Origin of the sequence: Synechococcus sp. PCC 6716 (assembly GCF_022570815.1) — a bacterium.
Lineage (GTDB): Bacteria > Cyanobacteriota > Cyanobacteriia > Thermosynechococcales > Thermosynechococcaceae > Thermosynechococcus > Thermosynechococcus lividus.
In genome coordinates this window covers 43175-59304 of the sequence record NZ_JAKLTU010000001.1, presented here as the reverse complement: position 1 = coordinate 59304, position 16130 = coordinate 43175, and the positions used below count along the sequence as shown (strand labels likewise).

Genomic DNA, 16130 nt, shown 5'->3' with positions numbered 1-16130 from the left:
ACTTTAGGCCAAATCAATGTTTTTCTACGGCTTTGATGTAAAATGTCCAGCTAGGGTCTCTCATTGTTTTAGTCCCCAATTTGCTTTGGACACTTGTGCATAATGTCGCAACCTCCTGCGCAAATTAGGATGTTGAAACACGAGATAGAATCTGGACATTAGTTTATTCTTTTGCTAATCCTTTTTGGCAAAAGAAGTCGGTTGTATTTTATCAACTCATAAATTTATTGGGAGCAATGGTGAGTCGTTATGTTGGGCAAACTACGTGACCTGATGGGTCTCACGCCAGACGGTGAAATCTATGACGAGGAATATCCTGACCCGTCGGTCGCTACAGGCACAAGTACACTGACGATGGAATCACCCACAGAGTCAGGGTCAATGTCGCGTCCAACATTGGGTCACCATCCTGAGCCATCGCCTTCTCCTAGGATGGAGACTGCCTCTACCGGGTCAAATGTTATTGGTATGCCGAATGCAGGACGATGGTGGGGCGCCGTGGCAGAGGTCATTGTCATGCAGCCCCGCAGCTTTAGCGAAATGCCAGAGGTGATCAAAGCCCTCAAAGAACGCAAATCAGTGGTGTTGAACTTGACCTTAATGGAAGCAGATCAAGCCCAGCGGTCAGTGGATTTTGTTGCCGGTGCCACATTTACGATTGATGGTCACCAAGAACGCATTGGTGAAAGTATCTTTCTGTTTACCCCCAACTGTGTCCAGGTGAGTACGCAGGTGGGAGGGGTGCGCCCAGCTACAGCACCGGTGGCCGCTTCCCCTTGGGATCTCCAGTCACAGCCCCGCAGTGCCTAGTTCCTACTCCCTCGGTATCCTTGGTTGTGGTCGCATGGCAGAAGCCATGCTATCGCGGCTACTTGCCAACGGCTATGGGGCAAATCAGGTCATTGTGTCGGCGCGATCGCCTGAGCGGCAAGCCTATCTCCATAGCACCTACGGCGTGACGGTGGCCAGTAATTCTGACGTTGCCGCCGCCCACACGGTTATCTTAGCTGTTAAGCCGCAGGTCTTTAGCGAGATTGAATCAGAGCTGGCAGATAGCTCTGTTGTGCAGCATCCCGGTACAGTCCTCTCGATCATGGCGGGGATTCCCAGTGCGCGGCTTCGTCGCCTGTTTCCCCAGCGGCTCGCGTTTCGAGCGATGCCAAACACCCCCGCCCAAGTGGGGGCCGGCGTCATTGCCCTTGCTACCGACAGTGCCGCCACCGAAGCAGAGGTGGTAGCTGTTAAAGAGCTGTTGAGTGTTCTTGGGGAGGTGGTGGTGCTCAGAGAAAACCAGATGGATGCGGTCACTGCCCTTTCGGGGTCTGGGCCTGCGTTCATTGCCCTCATTGTTGAAGCACTCTGTGATGCTGGCGTGGCGGTTGGCCTGTCGCGATCGCTGACACAAACGCTAGTTTATGGCACAATAGCAGGCACAGTGAAATTACTCGACGAGCGCGAGATCCATCCGGCGCAACTCAAAGACGCAGTGACCAGCCCAGCGGGTACCACCATTGCGGGGATTGAGGTGCTAGAAACGGCTGGCGTGCGCGGAACCCTAATCCAAACCGTAAAAGCAGCCTATCAGCGTGCCCAAGCCCTCAACTGACTTGCCTATGACCAACCCCCACGCGAGCCCTGACGCTGATCCCCCACCCATCGAGGGTCTGGATGTCAAGGTGGTATTTATTTACTATTTCGCTTGGGTCACAGCCATTACTGCTTTTACCACGAGCCAAGTTTTTCACTGGAGCCTATTGTCGCCCTTTCCCTACCGTTGGGGCTTGGCAGTGGGGAGTGTTGCTGGCGTGGTGGCGGCCTACTGGAACCATACAACGATGCTGGCGTTACCCCTTGCAAACCCACGACAGCTACCGCGGCAGTTACAGGTATGGCTGACGGAGCATGGCTATGCCCTTGCAGACGCCAATGAGAATATGCAAATCTATCGCCCTCGGTTTTGGCACACGTGGCTCCACGGCACGATTGTTGTAGAATCCCTGAGCGATCGCCTGCGGCTCTATAGTCGCTCTGGCACTATCAAGCAGTTACGGCAGGATTTAGCCAAGGTTCTAGAGGAAGACCAACAGTGATGGATTTTGGGCGCGTTATTACGGCAATGATTACACCATTCCGTGCCGATGGCGCGATCGCCTACGATGTTGCTGCAGCGCTTGCTGAGCACCTTGTGGCGAACGGCTCTGATAGTCTTGTTGTGTGTGGTACAACGGGGGAGTCGCCAACCCTGACATGGGAGGAAGAGTTTCAACTCTTTCAAACCGTCCAGCAAGCAGTTGCAGGCAAGGCCAAGGTCATTGCGGGAACTGGCTCTAACTCGACTCGCGAGGCCATTCACGCCACCACAAAAGCCGCAGAGTTAGGCTTAGATGGTGCTCTACTCGTCGTTCCCTACTACAATAAGCCGCCCCAAGAGGGGCTGGATGCCCATTTCCGGGCGATCGCCACCGCCGTGCCCGAATTTCCCCTCATGCTCTATAACATTCCTGGACGAACAGGGCAAAACCTGCTACCAGAAACGGTGGTGCGCCTAGCGGAACTGCCCAACATTGTGGCCATCAAAGAAGCCAGCGGCAACCTAGATCAAGCCAGCGCCCTACGGTCACAATTACCCGACACCTTTCGCATTTACTCCGGTGATGATTCCCTCACCTTGCCCTTACTTGCCGTTGGTGGTTATGGTGTAGTCAGTGTGGCCAGTCATCTCGTGGGGATTCAACTACAGCACATGATTCAAGCGTATATTCAAGGTAATACTGCCACCGCCACCGCCCTACACTGTCAACTCCTGCCATTGTTCAAGGCGTTGTTTGTCACGACCAATCCCATTCCCATCAAAGCGGCGCTTGCTCTACAGGGGTGGAGCGTGGGAGACCCCCGACTGCCCTTAGTGGCCGCCAACGAAGGTGTCATCAACCAGATCAAACCAGTCCTGCTCTCTTTGGGCTTACTCAAACGCTGAGTCCCTAGATCACCAGCGACACGTTTGCGCCATCAAGCTTCTTAGTCATTTCATTCTTCAACTTAAAGGAGACTTATGAGTCAATCCGTTGCTAATGCCGCTCTGAAAATTATTCCCTTAGGAGGGTTACACGAAATCGGCAAAAACACCTGCGTGTTTGAATACAACGATGAAATTATCCTGCTGGATGCTGGGTTAGCCTTCCCCACCGATGGTATGCATGGGGTGAACATTGTCCTGCCGGATATGACCTACCTGCGGCAAAACCGCGACAAAATTCAGGGAATGATTGTTACCCACGGCCACGAAGATCACATTGGCGGTATTGCCTTTCACCTCAAGCAATTTGATATTCCTGTCATCTACGGGCCACGCTTAGCAATGGCGCTGCTCCAGGGCAAGCTTGAAGAGGCAGGGGTGGCCGATCGCACGGAAATTCGCACCGTTCGTCCTAGGGATATGGTGCGCCTTGGCAAAAACTTCTTAGTGGAGTACATCCGCAATACGCACTCCATTGCCGATAGTTTCTCGGTGGCCATCCACACCCCCATCGGTGTCATTATCCATACGGGGGATTTTAAGTTTGACTTTACCCCCGTCGATGGTGAGTGTTTCGATATTCAGCGCCTAGCCGAACATGGTGAAAAAGGGGTGCTCTGCCTCATTAGTGACTCTACCAATTCCGAAGTTCCCGGCCATACCCCCTCGGAGCGATCGGTCTTTCCCAATCTAGATCGTGCCTTTAGTCAAGCAGCGGGCCGGATTATCTTTACCACCTTTGCCTCCTCGGTGCATCGCTTAAACATGGCCTTAGAACTGGCGCAAAAGTATGGCCGGGTTGTTTCAGTGTTGGGGCGCTCTATGCTGAATGTGATTGCCCACGCGCGACAGTTGGGGTACATCCACTGCCCCGATAACCTCTTTGTGCCCCTGCATATGATCCACAAGTACCCCGATCACCAAGTGATGTACTTGACCACTGGCTCGCAAGGAGAGCCGCTCTCGGCTTTGACCCGCATCTCCAAAGGGGAGCACAACAAAATTAAAATTCGCGAAGGCGATACCGTAATTCTCTCGGCGCACCCAATTCCAGGAAACACCATTGCGGTGGTGAATATGATTGACCGGCTGATGATGCAAGGGGCTAAGGTAATCTATGGCCGTGAGCAGGGAATTCACGTGTCGGGGCATGCCTGCCAAGAAGATCAAAAGCTCATGCTGGCCTTGACAAAGCCAAAGTTCTTTTTGCCGGTGCACGGTGAGCATCGGATGCTAGTGAAGCATGCCCAAACCGCTCAGAGCATGGGGATTCCCCCTGAAAATATGGTGATTATTGATAATGGCGATGTGGTTGAACTCACCCGCGACTCGCTACGGGTTGTGGATAAGGTACCGGCAGGCATTGAGCTGATGGATCGGGGGGGGCTGGTCAAAGCCCATGTCCTGCAAGAGCGTCAGCAGTTAGCGGAAGAAGGGATTATTACTGTAGCCGTTGCGGTAGGCAGTGATGGAAGTCTGAAAGCAGCGCCAGAAGTCCATTTGCGTGGTGTGGTCACCCCCATTGAACCCCCAGCATGGCAAGCATGGGTACACGCGACGGTGGATACTGCCCTAAGCGATCGCTGGAGTGAGTATGCTCGCAACGGCGACGTGGATTGGGCCGGCATCAAAGCACATCTAGAGCGCGAACTGGTGCGTTTAGTGCGCCGCGAGTTGCAAGGCAATGCCACTGTCTTGTTGTTGTTGCAGCCCATCGAGGTTGAGAGCAGCCCCACGGCGACGACCGGAATTCGTCGCCGCCGCAGCACGGCTTCCCTTGTGTCCTAATGAGCAGCATGGCAACCAAATACCATCCAATTAAGGATAGAGTGTTGCATTAGGCTGGGAGCAGCACCTAAGATCCCCAACTCCCCAATTCGCTAAGATCAAAAAGCTGAAGGATTGAAGGATGCACCACCGTTGTTGCGCTCATACGTCCTGCCCTGAATCCCTAACGGCATAGCATAGGTGGGGTACCTCGGAGGTTTTTGATGGAGCCGCCTGTCTTTGAACCCGTCGATCGCGAGGCGTTTACAAATCCCACGTTGCAGCGATTGTGGTTGTTTGTCTATCTGCTGCCCATTTTTGGCGTGATTCCAGCTCTGTGGCAGTTGAGCCAGCGCAGTGGCGATCGCCATGCCCGGCGAGTCAGTCGCTTAGCGGTGCTGATGGCCGTGGTCTGGGTGCTGGGGTATGGTCTGCTGAATGGGGCAGCGGCAGCGACGGAACTATCTTCGATCCCCCACGGGGTGGTGCTCTTGGCCAATAGTGTGTGGGGGTCGGGGTACTTTCTGCTGAATGTTTGGCTGATGGTGCGGCTATGGCGGGGGCGTTCCCTTGAGGTGCCGCTGCTGAGTCGGCTGACGAAGTACTTGCCCTAAGTCTGCTGCGATGACCCCTGCACGCTGGTTTTGGCTCATCCTTGGTCTGGGTGTCATTCTGGGGCTAATGCTCTGGCTTGTGACAGCGTTGCATTGGCTCTACATTCAGGTAGCGTTTACGACACCGTTCTTAGCCAATATTTTACTGTTACTGCTGATTGGCCTGCTGGGGGGGCTGCTCTACGTTTTCTTTCGTTATCTGTACTTGCTGAATCGCAAAGGACGGCGATCGCCCACCTTTCAGGTGCCAGCGGCCAAAACAGATGCCGCCGCCGAAAACCTGAAAGCACTACGGCAACAACTTAGCCAAATTGAAGACGAAGTGGCACGGCAAGCCTTGCTAGACCGCGCTCGTGAGCTAGAGGACGAGTTTCATCGCCAAGAATTGCGGCTGGTAGTTTTTGGCACTGGGTCTGCGGGCAAAACCTCCTTGGTCAATGCCCTGATTGGGGAGATGGTTGGCGAGGTTGCCCCCACCATGGGCACCACTGAGGTGGGGCAAACCTACCAGTTTTGGCTGCCCTATACGGATCAAGAGATTGTGATTACCGACACTCCCGGAATTCTAGAAGCGGGGGTGGCTGGCACCTACCGCGAACAGATGGCGCGGCAACTGGCCGCCGAGGCTGATCTGCTGCTATTTGTGCTAGACGATGATCTGCGGCAGTCGGAATATACCCCGCTGGTGAATTTGGTGGAAATGGGCAAGCGATCGCTACTGGTGCTCAACAAAATGGACTTGCGCTCAGAAGCTGATCAACTGGCGCTGCTGAAACATTTACGGCAGCGGGTCAGGGGCCTCATTCCCCCGGAAGATGTGGTGGGGATTGCCGCCCATCCGCAGCCTGTGCGCTTACCCACAGGGGAGTGGCTGGAGCCAGAACCACACATTTTGCCCCTCATTCGCCGCATCACCGCGGTTCTACGGGAGGAAGGGGATGATCTAGTGGCCGATAATATCCTCTTGCAATCACAGCGCCTCGGGGAGCAAGCCCGCAAAATTATTGATCAGCAGCGGCGACGACAGGCAGATAAGGTGGTGGAGCGCTATCAGTGGATTGGCGCTGGCGTGGTTTGTGTGACCCCAATTCCTGTGGTTGATTTACTAGCGGCGGCAGCGGTCAATGCGCAAATGGTAATGGAAATTGGCACAGTTTATGGGTGCGACCTCAATCGCGATCGCGCCCGCGAGCTAGCCCTTTCCTTGGGCAAGACCTTGGCGAGCCTTGGCATTGTCAAAGGAGCGATGGATTTAATTGCCACAGCACTCCAGCTCAGCGTGGGCGGAATGGTGATTGGCAAAGCGGTGCAGAGTATTACGGCAGCTTACCTGACGCGCATTGCGGGTAAAAGCTTTATTGAATACTTCCGCCACAATCAAGACTGGGGCGATGGCGGCATTAGTGAGGTGGTGCAGGAACAGTTTCAGTTGAATCGGCGGGATGAATTTATCCAGTCGTTTATTCAGCAGGCGATCGCCCGCTTACCCGCTCAGCTTGGGCAAGTCATTCCAGAGTCCTTCAAGCTCCCCCAAGAAGACCCCATGGCCGAGGATTAGCGAGGGCGACGGTAAAAGGGGCGTGGCACCACAACCGCAGGGACGTGGCGATCGCGCACCTGCACTGTCAGTTCACGCCCCACATTAGCAAACTCAGGAAAGACATACCCTAGGGCGATCGCATTGCCCAGTGTAGGCGAGAGGGTGCCACTGGTGACCTTACCAACCGCCTGTGCTTGCCAGTAGATAGGGTAATCGTGGCGGGCAATCCCCTTTCCTTGCAGTTCTAGCCCCACCAATTGGCGTTCAATTCCCTCCTGCTTTTGCCGTGATAGCGCCTCGCGCCCCACAAAGGTACGTTTTTGCCAATCAATGAGCCACTCTAACCCCGCTTCTAGGGGGGTGGTCTCCTCGTCCATATCCTGACCATAGAGCAGCATCGCCGCCTCTAGGCGCAGGGTATCCCGCGCGCCTAAGCCACAGGGAGTCACTCCCGCCTCTAAAAGGGCTTGCCAAAGGCGCTCACCCGTGTCGCTGTCCACCAGAATTTCAACGCCATCTTCACCGGTGTACCCTGTCCGTGCCACCCAAGCGGGCTGACCCAATATCTTCACCGCCCGGTGGCGATAGGGTTTAAGGGGGGCTAGGGAGTCTGCACAGAGGGGATCAAGGGTGGCTGTTGCTGCTGGCCCTTGGACGGCTAGTAGCACCTTAGTGGCCGATTCATCAACGATTTCACACTCAGGCGGTAAATAGCGGCGCAACCACGCCATATCCTTGGCCGCTGTTGCCGCATTAACAATACAGCGTACCGCTGCCTCCTCAATGTAGAGAATCACATCATCGACAATCCCCCCCGCCTCATTGAGCAGCACCGTATATTTGGCCTGGCCGGCACGGAGGCGGCTCAGATCCGTGGGCACGAGGGTTTGCAGAGCCGCGTGCACCCCAGCCCCGTGTAAAAGAAACTTACCCATGTGGGAAATGTCGAACATCCCCACTCGCTGACGCACGGCATGGTGCTCTTGCAAAATGCTGCTGTACTGTAGGGGCATCTCCCACTCGCCAAAAGGGGTAAAGCGGGCGTTCAGGGCTTGGTGTTGGGAAAATAGCGGTGTGCGGCGTAACGTGTCAGTCATGCAAACCTTGGAACTAGCATTCAATGGTGTAGATAGAGGGTAGCTAGGTGAGTATGGAGTTGCTCTAGGGTAAAGGCCGGTTCTCGACAGCGCAGGCCTTCGCAAACCAAGGCAAGGGGCTGCGGCTCGCCCTCGCTCAGCCGTTCCCGCAGTTTTAGCACAGCCGTGGGTAGCCAGTAGCCAGACACCTGATCCATTGTTTCGGCACGGATCTGAAGACTGACAGGGTACAGATACCACTGCAAGGCTGCAAGCAGGCTGGGACAACTTTGGGGAGAGTCCTTGAGTAACGCGCCAAAGTAGCGTAGGCTCGTCTCCGCTTTGGTTAAATAGGCCGGGTTGTCGGTCAGCAGAAAAAGCTGCACCAAGTTGGCGATCGCCACCCCATTGGCTGAAGGGGTGGCCTGATCAATTCCCTCGCGCTGCCGCAGAATTAAATCGGGTCGCTCAGGGGCATTGTAGTACCCCCCATCCGCCGCCCCTAGGTGCTGATCAAATCGATCCTGATAGTCACAGGCAAGCTCTAACCACGGGGTCGCGGCGTCCCCCAAAACCAGACTGGCTTGGTGCAAAGTAAGCAGTGCCTGAATCCAATAGGCATAGTCTTCCGCTTGCGCTATTTCTGCCACCGCGCCACCATAGTTCAAGCGATAGAGTTGATTGCCCTGTAACTGATGCTGGTGGAGCCACTGGGCGGCGCGTACGGCTCGCTGCCAGTACCCCTGATGCTGCCAGACCAAGGCCGCCGTGGCCAAGCCGGTAATCATCAGGCTATTCCAAGCGAGGATCATCTTGGTATCGGTGACAGGGGGAATGCGCCCTAGCCATGGCTGCCCCTTAGCGGTGCGGTTATCCGTGGCCACAGGCATAGACCGATCTTTAGGGGTAGCCGCCCCATAGCGAAGGGCAAACAGCGTATCGAGGACGGGGGCGATCGCCGCCGGATCCTCCCTGCGATGGCGAGCCTTCAAGACAATCTTGCCCTCAAAATTTCCTTCAGGCGTGATCTCAAAGTCCCTTTGCAGTTGGCTCAATTCCTCAGGGGATAAGTGCGCTGTCAGTTCGCCGTAGTCCCAGCAGTAAAATGCCCCTTCCTCCGGTTCTGAATCCACTGCTGAGCGGAAACTATCGGCATCCTGCGCCGCATAGAAGTAGCCTTGGGGTGCCGTCATTTCGCGGTCAAGCCACTGCACCGTTTGGGCAATGGCATAGGGGATGTGGGGGTGGCGATCGCCCTGCTGCCAGAGACGAGCTAGGTACGTGATGATCTGGCCATTGTCGTAGAGCATCTTTTCAAAGTGCGGCACCGTCCATTGGGGATCAACCGTGTAGCGATGCCAGCCGCCCCCCACATGGTCGTAAATTCCCCCCAAAAGGAGCGAGGTGCCCCGTTGGCGGCACAGCCCCTCCAGCCTCGCTGCCTCAGAACTCACCGCCACTCCCTGTAACAGCGCTTGGGCATAGGGAATCATGGGAAAACAGGTGCCGTGGGGGCGCTCCTCAAGAATTGGCATAGTTTGGTGGATGCCGGAGCACAACAGATCACGATTCAGCTCTAGCTCTGGTGAGAGGTCGGTGGTCGGTGCTAGGTATTGCCACAGCGTTGCCTGCTGCGCCGCTAGCTTCTCTTTCTGTTCATCGTAAAACCGCCGTACCGCGTGCAGCACTTGCAAAAAACCAGGTCGCCCGTAGCGAGGTTGCAGCGGGAAATAGGTACCCCCATAAAAAGGGCGGCAATCCTGCGGTGTTAAAAAAATATTCAGGGGCCATCCCCCCTGCCCCGTCATCAATTGCAGGGCGTGCATATACAGGCTGTCAATATCTGGGCGCTCTTCGCGATCCACCTTAATCGGCAGAAAGTACTGATTGAGATAGGCCGCAATCTCTAAATCCGAGAATGCTTCTCCCTCCATGACGGTGCACCAGTGGCAACTGGAGTAGCCGATAGACAGAAAAATCACCCGATCTTCGGCGGCCGCTTTGGCCAGAGCCGCTTCCCCCCAGGGCCACCAGTCAATCGGGTTCTCGGCGTGCTTGCGCAGGTAAAGGCTTTGGCATTGGGCAAGGCGATTTGTCATGGGGCTTGGCGATCGCGCTCCAGTTCTACACTAATCTGTCCGGTAAAGTTAGGCACAGGGGGGGCTAGTTTGGTCACCCGGATGGCCGCTCGCTGCACGTGATCGGGCCTCAAGCAAAGGTCAACAATGGCGGTGGCCAAGGTCTCGATCAGATGAAATCGCTGCTGCTGCATCAGCTCGGTAATAGCCGCGAGCAGAGGACGGTAGTCAAGGGTATCCGCCAGACAATCCGTTTCGGCCGGTTGTGTCATATCAAACCAGAGCCTAATATCAATTTCAAACCACTGCCCGAGAATTTGTTCTTCTGGTAATGCACCAGTATAACCATAGCAGCGAATTCCTGAGAGGTGTAAGCAATCCTGATGTTTTTTCGTTGAGGGCATTCTATCCATGACAATGCAGCAAAAAATTCTCCTCGGGTTACTGATCTTCGTCCCTATTGCCCTCTTAAACTTTATCTTCAAACTGCCGCCTATGGTGAGCTTTATCATCAGTGGCTTAGCCATTGTGCCCCTCGCGGCCTGGATTGCCAACGCTACGGAAGCTATCTCAGAGGTGATTGGCCCAACCCTCGGTGGCCTGCTCAACGCCACCTTTGGCAATGTCACGGAAATGATTATTGCGATCGTGGCACTGCGGCAGGGCTTGGCAGAGGTGGTTAAGGCCAGCTTAAGCGGTTCGATTATTGCCAACTTACTCCTTGGCTTGGGGCTGGCCATCCTCGCTGGCGGACTGCGGTTTCGTGAGCAGCAGTTTTCGGTGGCGGTTGCCCGCATTAATGCCTCCTCTCTCACCTTGGCGCTGATTGTGCTGATGACCCCCACTGCCATTCAAGCCGCTGCCCCGGGGGTGTCGCTGCAACGGGTCGATCACTTCTCCTATGCGGCGGCCATTCTTTTGCTGGTGTTCTACGGGTTAATGCTGCTGTTTTCTATGAAAACCCACCGTCACCTGTACTTACTCAATGAGGTGGCCGGTGTTGAGACCCATGAACCTGAAGCGGCAGTCAATCTCAAGCTTCAGATTGGCATTCTGTTAGGAGGTACCATTCTCTTGGTTTTTGTGTCTGATGTGTTGGTGGACAGCCTTCAGGAAGCAATTACAGAAGTGGGGCTAACCCAGCTTTTTACGGGGGTGTTTCTCATTTTTCAGTAGCGTGGTGGAGTTCATTACCTGCGTTAAGTTTTCTCTCAATAACCGCATGGAAGGGGCCGTGGCAGTCGCCATTGGCTCCAGCTTACAGATCAGTTTGTTTGTGGCACCCGTGCTGGTGTTGGTTGGGTGGCTCTTGGGTCAGCCGCAGATGAACTTGAGTTTTAACTTCTTTGAACTGGTGGCGGTGGTTGCCGCAGTAATGATCACCAACTCCATTAGCAATGATGGTGCCACTAACTGGCTGGAGGGGGTGCTGCTACTGATGACTTACTTAGTGTTAGCGGTAGCCTTCTTTATCCACCCCTGAGACGATCTCGATGAGGGGACGTGTCACCCAGTTAAGACCGACTTTGAGTTGGTGCTCGAGGGTGGGCATCCGGTAGAGATAGGTAAGACGGCGCGCTAGGTAGGCAAGGGGGCCATCCAAGGTGAGGCCCAGCCCTGAGAGGGCGGCGCGATCGGTGCCTAGGGTTAGCATTTCGCCCAAGTGGGAGTAGCGCAAGGGTAACAGGGGGCGATCGCTCAAGCTCGCCCAGAGATTCCAAGCGGCATAGTCGGCCTGCTGAAAGGCTGCTTGGGCTGTATGGGGAAGCACCTGCCCCTGCTCATCAATGGCATCGGCGGCATCCCCAAGGGCAAATATCTCTGGATGATCCACCACTTGTAGGGTGGGGGTCACCTCTAGGCGGCCACTGGCGGTTTTGGGTAACTCTAGGTTGGCAATCAGGGGAGAGACAGCCGTGCCCACGGTCCACAGCACAATATCCACGGGCAGCTCATCCACCCGGTCTTTGTACTGAAGGGCAATGGCACTGGGGTGAACCGCTACAGGGGTGGTTTCCAAATCAATCCAAACGCCGCGGTCTTCCAGCGCCGCCAAGGCAGCTTTACGATTAAACTCGGGCGAGGCTTTAAGAATGTCGGTGTTGCGATCCACTAAGCGAATGCGCCCCCGACTGCCAAGGCGTTCCGCTAGCTTGCAGGCCAGTTCCACACCACTGGGGCCCGCGCCAACCACCACAACGCGGATTTTGTCAGTGCTAGATTGCTCCCGCAGGCGCAGTTGTTCTTCCAACCGATAGGCATCGGCTAAGGTACGAAAGGTGAGGGCATAGTCCCTGACCCCAGGAACGGTATTATGCGGCGTGTCGCCCCCCAGTGCCAGCACTAAGGCGGTATAAGGGATGACTTGGGTGTCGTTGCACTGCACGGTTTTCGCACTTAGATCAATTGCGGTGACCGTGGCTTGATGAAAAATAACGGGGGTATCCTTGAGCACTTCCACAAAGGGAGGCGCAATTTCCCAAGCCTGTAGCTCCCCCGTCAGCAATTCGTAGAGCAGGGGGGTAAAGACAAAGCGATCGTGCTGATCCACAAGGGTTAGGCGCGGTGGCGTGTCCCACGGTAATTGACTGAGACGAAGAGCCGTGTAAAGGCCACCAAACCCACCGCCGAGAATACAAATTTGTTGAGTCACGGGTGTTCCGATCAAGATGTAGCGCTACAGCCCAGTATAGCGTTCAATTCCCTGAGGTCGGTAATTTGCACAACGCTGTTTGGGTGCTCGATCCCGCTATCCGGCAACAGACGGGTAGCGCGACGCAGCCAGATGGGCTGTAATTGTGCAGCTTGGGCACCCAAGACATCATCCTGCCAACTGTCGCCAATGTGCCATGCCTGCTGCGGGGGAATGCCGTAGGGGGCGATCGCCCGCTCAAAGATAGCCGGATCCGGCTTAGCAGCCCCCACCTCACTGGAGATAACAACGGCGCTGAAAAAGGGAGCGAGTCCTAACTGCTTTAGCAGACCGTACAGGCGGCTATCAAAGTTGGAGATGATAACAAGGGGAATGCCCTGCTGATGCCATAATTCCAGAACGGTGGACACCTCAGGGTACAGGTGCCACGGCGCCGCAGTGGCGTAGTAGCTAAACACCGGTGCAAAAAAGCCACGGAAATCCTCAAACTGGTCTAGCACACCAGCGCGGGCAAAGGTATCGGCGGCCACGGCTTGCCACCACGCAAACTCAGCCCTTGGACGATCCGCTGCTGCTACGTGCGCAAAGGCACAGGGAGGAGCCGCCTGAAAGGCGCTAAAGAATGCTTGATCGAGGGCAGCGGCACTGACGTTTACGCCCCCCTTGGCAGCAAAGCGGGCATATACGGCACCGACGGATTCCTTTAGGCCAAAGAGAGTGCCGACGGCATCTAGGGCAATTAAGGTGGGGGTAGGTAAGGCGATCACGGCTTAAGCGGGTGCATCGGAGCTGGTGTCAATCCTATCCGTGGGTGCTGGCTCAACACTGGCGCGTCGCTTGCGTTCTTGCTCAACTAGCTCCTGCATTAAGCTACGGGCTTGACTCATCTTTTCTAAGTTACTGCGATAGAGTTCAAGGTCTCTTTTCACTTTTTCGATAGGGAGGCTGATGACGGGAGCCAGTTGGTCTAAGGTGTCGTTGAGGTTGCTGGTGAGGTCTCCGGCCAACTGCTGTAGGAACCCATAGAGGCCGATCGCCAACAAGCGGCTATATTTGCCGTCTTCTTTGAGGGAACTCAGGGGAGCACCCACCTGTTCGCTCTGGAGTTGCTCAATGATCTGCTGTAGGGCCCACCCCTGATACTGTTGCCAACTGGCGGCATCCGCTTGGAGTTGTTGGGAATCTAGCTCCTCGGCGCGGCACAGTGCTTCAAAAATATTGGCGCGATCGCCCTCGGGGCGGTAGCCCTCCATAAATTGCTCGTAGGCTGAAACAACCCCTAGGGCAAACAGCGGGGAATAGCGAAACTCAACATTGACCCGCAGCAGGTGAAGCTCCACCAGTAATTCCTCAATGAATCGGCGATAGATGGAGTGAATGGGGCGAGTGTGCGCTGCGTAAAACGCGCGTTTAGTATCAGAAACCGTTCGGGGAGTTTGCACAAGCTTGGGGTCACAAAAATGTTATGAATCTTTACCATTATCCCTTAGCGGTAGCAGCAGGGTCAACAGCCGCCACAGCTCACGAGGGATGAAAGTAGCGGTGAATTTTTTCGGCTAACCGTGGACCAACCCCATGCACCTGAGCCAATTGTTCTGGGGTGGCCATGCGAATATAGTCAATAGAGCGAAAGGTAGCTAACAACTCTTTTTGCCGTTGATGCCCCAAACCGGGAATCTGATCGAGGTGCGATCGCCGCTGGCGCTGGGCGCGTTTTTGGCGATGAAAGTTTAGGGCAAAGCGGTGCGCCTCATCCCGCACGCGGCGCAGCAGTTGCACCCCCGGCTGCTCGGGGTCTGCGGCAAGGGGGTGGCGGGCCCCGGGGCAAAAAATCTCCTCCCGCTGTTTTGCCAAGCTAATGACCGTTAAATCCTCGAGAATTCCCAGCGGTTCAAGGACGTTAATGACCGCCGCAAGCTGGCCTTTACCACCATCAATGAGAATCACATCCGGCCAATCCTCAGGGTCAGGTGGGGGTGCATCGGTCTGAGTATAGGGGGCAAAGCGGCGTTGCAACACTTCTGCGAGGCTGGCAAAATCGTCGGAGTGGCCAAGGGTGACCTCAGGATGGCGAATGGTGTAGTGACGATAGTGTTGCTTAGCGGGCAAGCCATCGATAAAGACGACCCGCGATGCCACGGCATCCGCCCCTTGAATATGGGAAATGTCATAGCCTTCAATGCGATGGGGCAAGGTCGCTAGATTGAGGAGAGCGGCCACATCGGCAAGAGCCGCTTGGGTGCGATCGCCAGCCTGTTGAATCCGCTGTAGCTCAAGTTGGGCATTGCGCTGCACCATCTCAATCAGTTCAGCTTTGCCTTGGCGCTGGGGAACCGTGAGGGTCACTCGCCGCCCTTTTTTTTGGCTGAGGTAGGCCTGTAAGGGGTCTGGCTCCCCTAGGGGATACTGCAACAGAATTTCACTGGGGATCTCCACCGCTTCGACGTGGGCATAGTGCTCTTCTAGCACCCGTTGTAGAATCGCCGCAGCAGAGCCGCTCTGGGCGTCGGCCAAAAAGCCTAAACGCCCCACCAACCGCCCGCCGCGAATTTGAAACAGTTGAATGGCGGCATGGCGATCGTCGTGGGCTAGGGCAATGGCATCGCGAGACACCGTATCATCTGGCAAGGCAACCTTTTGATCCACCCCCAACGACTCCAGACCGCGAATTTGATCCCGCAGCCGCGCCGCCAGTTCAAAGTTCATGACCTCAGCCGCTTGGTGCATCTGCTCTTGCAGGTGTGCCACCAGTTCGCCGGTGCGGCCTTGAAAAATCATCGCCACCTTGTGGAGGGTTTGCCGATACTCTTGGGGGGAAATGAGTCCTTGGCAGACCCCCGGACACCGCCCCATATCATAGTTGAGACAGGGGCGATCCTTAAACAAGGGACGCGGGCGCTGCCGTAGCGGAAACAACCGTTTGACTAAGGCGAGGGTTTGGCGCAGCCGTTGGCTATCTACGTAGGGACCATAGTAGCGATCGCCGGGGGCACCTACGTGCCGCTTACGGGTAATAAAAATGCGGGGATAGGGGTCTGACCAAGTAATGCAAACGTAGGGATATTTTTTATCGTCCTTGAGCAACACGTTAAAGTGGGGCTGGTGTTGCTTAATTAAATTAGCTTCTAGGGCAAGGGCTTCGGCTTCTGTGTCGGTGACGATATACTCAATATCTGCCACCTGATAGACCATGAGTTCTAAGCGCGACCCAAGCTGCGCCGGTTGACGGAAGTAAGAGCGCACCCGCGATCGCAACCGTTTGGACTTGCCAATGTAAATAATTTGATCGGTGTTGTCCTTGAGCAAATAAACCCCCGGCTCTAGGGGAATCTGCCGCAGTACCTGATCGAGGCGATCGCGATCTTTGATCAACGGATCAAGCATCG

15 protein-coding genes and 1 pseudogene are annotated in these 16130 nt (G+C 55.4%); 9 read left to right on the top strand and 7 right to left on the bottom strand.

Annotation, left to right across the window (positions count from 1 at the left end):
- Window positions 1–453: 453 nt before the first annotated feature.
- The 7 genes and pseudogenes from L5220_RS00295 to L5220_RS00265 all read left to right on the top strand — a co-directional run.
- A pseudogene (locus tag L5220_RS00295) lies at window positions 454–810 on the top strand (cell division protein SepF); the annotation flags it as partial.
- Window positions 803–1606, top strand: a complete 804-nt coding sequence (proC, locus tag L5220_RS00290; protein ID WP_499570895.1) for a pyrroline-5-carboxylate reductase — start codon at window positions 803–805, stop codon at window positions 1604–1606. The pseudogene L5220_RS00295 and the gene proC, both read left to right, overlap by 8 nt.
- A gap of 7 nt (window positions 1607–1613) precedes the next feature.
- Window positions 1614–2090, top strand: coding sequence for a hypothetical protein (locus L5220_RS00285; protein ID WP_499497612.1), 477 nt, complete (start codon window positions 1614–1616; stop codon window positions 2088–2090).
- Window positions 2090–2977, top strand: coding sequence for a 4-hydroxy-tetrahydrodipicolinate synthase (dapA, locus tag L5220_RS00280; RefSeq protein ID WP_448526821.1), 888 nt, complete (start codon window positions 2090–2092; stop codon window positions 2975–2977). The genes L5220_RS00285 and dapA overlap by 1 nt, the downstream gene beginning before the upstream one ends.
- 75 nt (window positions 2978–3052) lie before the next feature.
- Window positions 3053–4804 carry a ribonuclease J gene (locus tag L5220_RS00275; RefSeq protein WP_448515464.1) on the top strand — a complete coding sequence of 584 codons (1752 nt, stop codon included), beginning with the start codon at window positions 3053–3055 and terminating at the stop codon, window positions 4802–4804.
- A 203-nt stretch (window positions 4805–5007) separates the two neighbouring features.
- Window positions 5008–5397: a hypothetical protein gene (locus tag L5220_RS00270; protein WP_099798378.1), complete on the top strand. Its 390-nt coding sequence runs from the start codon at window positions 5008–5010 to the stop codon at window positions 5395–5397.
- 10 nt (window positions 5398–5407) lie between these two features.
- Window positions 5408–6955, top strand: a complete 1548-nt coding sequence (locus tag L5220_RS00265; protein ID WP_499570893.1) for a YcjF family protein — start codon at window positions 5408–5410, stop codon at window positions 6953–6955.
- Here the strand turns inward: L5220_RS00265 and gcvT are convergent.
- From gcvT to folB, 3 genes are read right to left on the bottom strand one after another with little or no spacing between them, the layout of a single operon-like run.
- Window positions 6952–8034 carry a glycine cleavage system aminomethyltransferase GcvT gene (gene gcvT / locus L5220_RS00260; protein ID WP_499570891.1) on the bottom strand — a complete coding sequence of 361 codons (1083 nt, stop codon included), beginning with the start codon at window positions 8032–8034 and terminating at the stop codon, window positions 6952–6954. The genes L5220_RS00265 and gcvT overlap by 4 nt on opposite strands.
- Before the next feature lie 20 nt (window positions 8035–8054).
- Complete coding sequence (locus tag L5220_RS00255; protein WP_499570889.1) at window positions 8055–10112, bottom strand: thioredoxin domain-containing protein; 2058 nt, start codon at window positions 10110–10112, stop codon at window positions 8055–8057.
- Window positions 10109–10495, bottom strand: coding sequence for a dihydroneopterin aldolase (gene folB, locus L5220_RS00250; RefSeq protein WP_499570887.1), 387 nt, complete (start codon window positions 10493–10495; stop codon window positions 10109–10111). Before folB ends, L5220_RS00255 begins: the two co-directional genes overlap by 4 nt.
- Before the next feature lie 7 nt (window positions 10496–10502).
- Between folB and cax the strand changes: the two genes are divergently transcribed.
- Entirely contained in the window at window positions 10503–11267 is a 765-nt protein-coding gene (cax, locus tag L5220_RS00245; protein ID WP_499570885.1) for a calcium/proton exchanger, read from the top strand.
- Window positions 11268–11313: 46 nt separating this feature from the next.
- The gene (locus L5220_RS00240) at window positions 11314–11574 is read left to right on the top strand and encodes a calcium:cation antiporter family protein (RefSeq protein ID WP_499571437.1); all 261 of its coding nucleotides are present in this window, start codon (window positions 11314–11316) and stop codon (window positions 11572–11574) included.
- On the opposite strand, the gene L5220_RS00235 is transcribed toward L5220_RS00240, so the two are convergent.
- The 4 genes from L5220_RS00235 to uvrC form a co-directional block, all read right to left on the bottom strand.
- On the bottom strand, window positions 11545–12744 hold the full coding sequence (locus L5220_RS00235; RefSeq protein ID WP_448513791.1) for an NAD(P)/FAD-dependent oxidoreductase: 1200 nt from the start codon (window positions 12742–12744) through the stop codon (window positions 11545–11547). The genes L5220_RS00240 and L5220_RS00235 overlap by 30 nt on opposite strands.
- A gap of 11 nt (window positions 12745–12755) precedes the next feature.
- Window positions 12756–13511: an HAD-IA family hydrolase gene (locus tag L5220_RS00230; protein WP_499570883.1), complete on the bottom strand. Its 756-nt coding sequence runs from the start codon at window positions 13509–13511 to the stop codon at window positions 12756–12758.
- Between the two features lie 3 nt (window positions 13512–13514).
- Window positions 13515–14186, bottom strand: coding sequence for a photosystem II biogenesis protein Psp29 (psb29, locus tag L5220_RS00225; protein ID WP_499570881.1), 672 nt, complete (start codon window positions 14184–14186; stop codon window positions 13515–13517).
- Between the two features lie 79 nt (window positions 14187–14265).
- A complete protein-coding gene (gene uvrC / locus L5220_RS00220) occupies window positions 14266–16128 on the bottom strand; it encodes an excinuclease ABC subunit UvrC (protein WP_499570879.1) in 1863 nt (620 codons plus the stop codon).
- Window positions 16129–16130 lie beyond the last annotated feature (2 nt).

Excerpts from the sequence above, each read along its gene's own strand:
- uvrC (WP_499570879.1), bottom strand. The coding sequence starts at position 16,128 with ATGCTTGATCCGTTGATCAAAGATCGCGATCGCCTCGATCAGGTACTG.
- cax (WP_499570885.1), top strand. The coding sequence starts at position 10,503 with ATGACAATGCAGCAAAAAATTCTCCTCGGGTTACTGATCTTCGTCCCT.
- L5220_RS00270 (WP_099798378.1), top strand. The coding sequence starts at position 5,008 with ATGGAGCCGCCTGTCTTTGAACCCGTCGATCGCGAGGCGTTTACAAAT.
- gcvT (WP_499570891.1), bottom strand. The coding sequence starts at position 8,034 with ATGACTGACACGTTACGCCGCACACCGCTATTTTCCCAACACCAAGCC.
- L5220_RS00275 (WP_448515464.1), top strand. The coding sequence starts at position 3,053 with ATGAGTCAATCCGTTGCTAATGCCGCTCTGAAAATTATTCCCTTAGGA.
- dapA (WP_448526821.1), top strand. The coding sequence starts at position 2,090 with ATGGATTTTGGGCGCGTTATTACGGCAATGATTACACCATTCCGTGCC.
- L5220_RS00255 (WP_499570889.1), bottom strand. The coding sequence starts at position 10,112 with ATGACAAATCGCCTTGCCCAATGCCAAAGCCTTTACCTGCGCAAGCAC.
- L5220_RS00240 (WP_499571437.1), top strand. The coding sequence starts at position 11,314 with ATGGAAGGGGCCGTGGCAGTCGCCATTGGCTCCAGCTTACAGATCAGT.
- L5220_RS00265 (WP_499570893.1), top strand. The coding sequence starts at position 5,408 with ATGACCCCTGCACGCTGGTTTTGGCTCATCCTTGGTCTGGGTGTCATT.
- folB (WP_499570887.1), bottom strand. The coding sequence starts at position 10,495 with ATGCCCTCAACGAAAAAACATCAGGATTGCTTACACCTCTCAGGAATT.
- L5220_RS00285 (WP_499497612.1), top strand. The coding sequence starts at position 1,614 with ATGACCAACCCCCACGCGAGCCCTGACGCTGATCCCCCACCCATCGAG.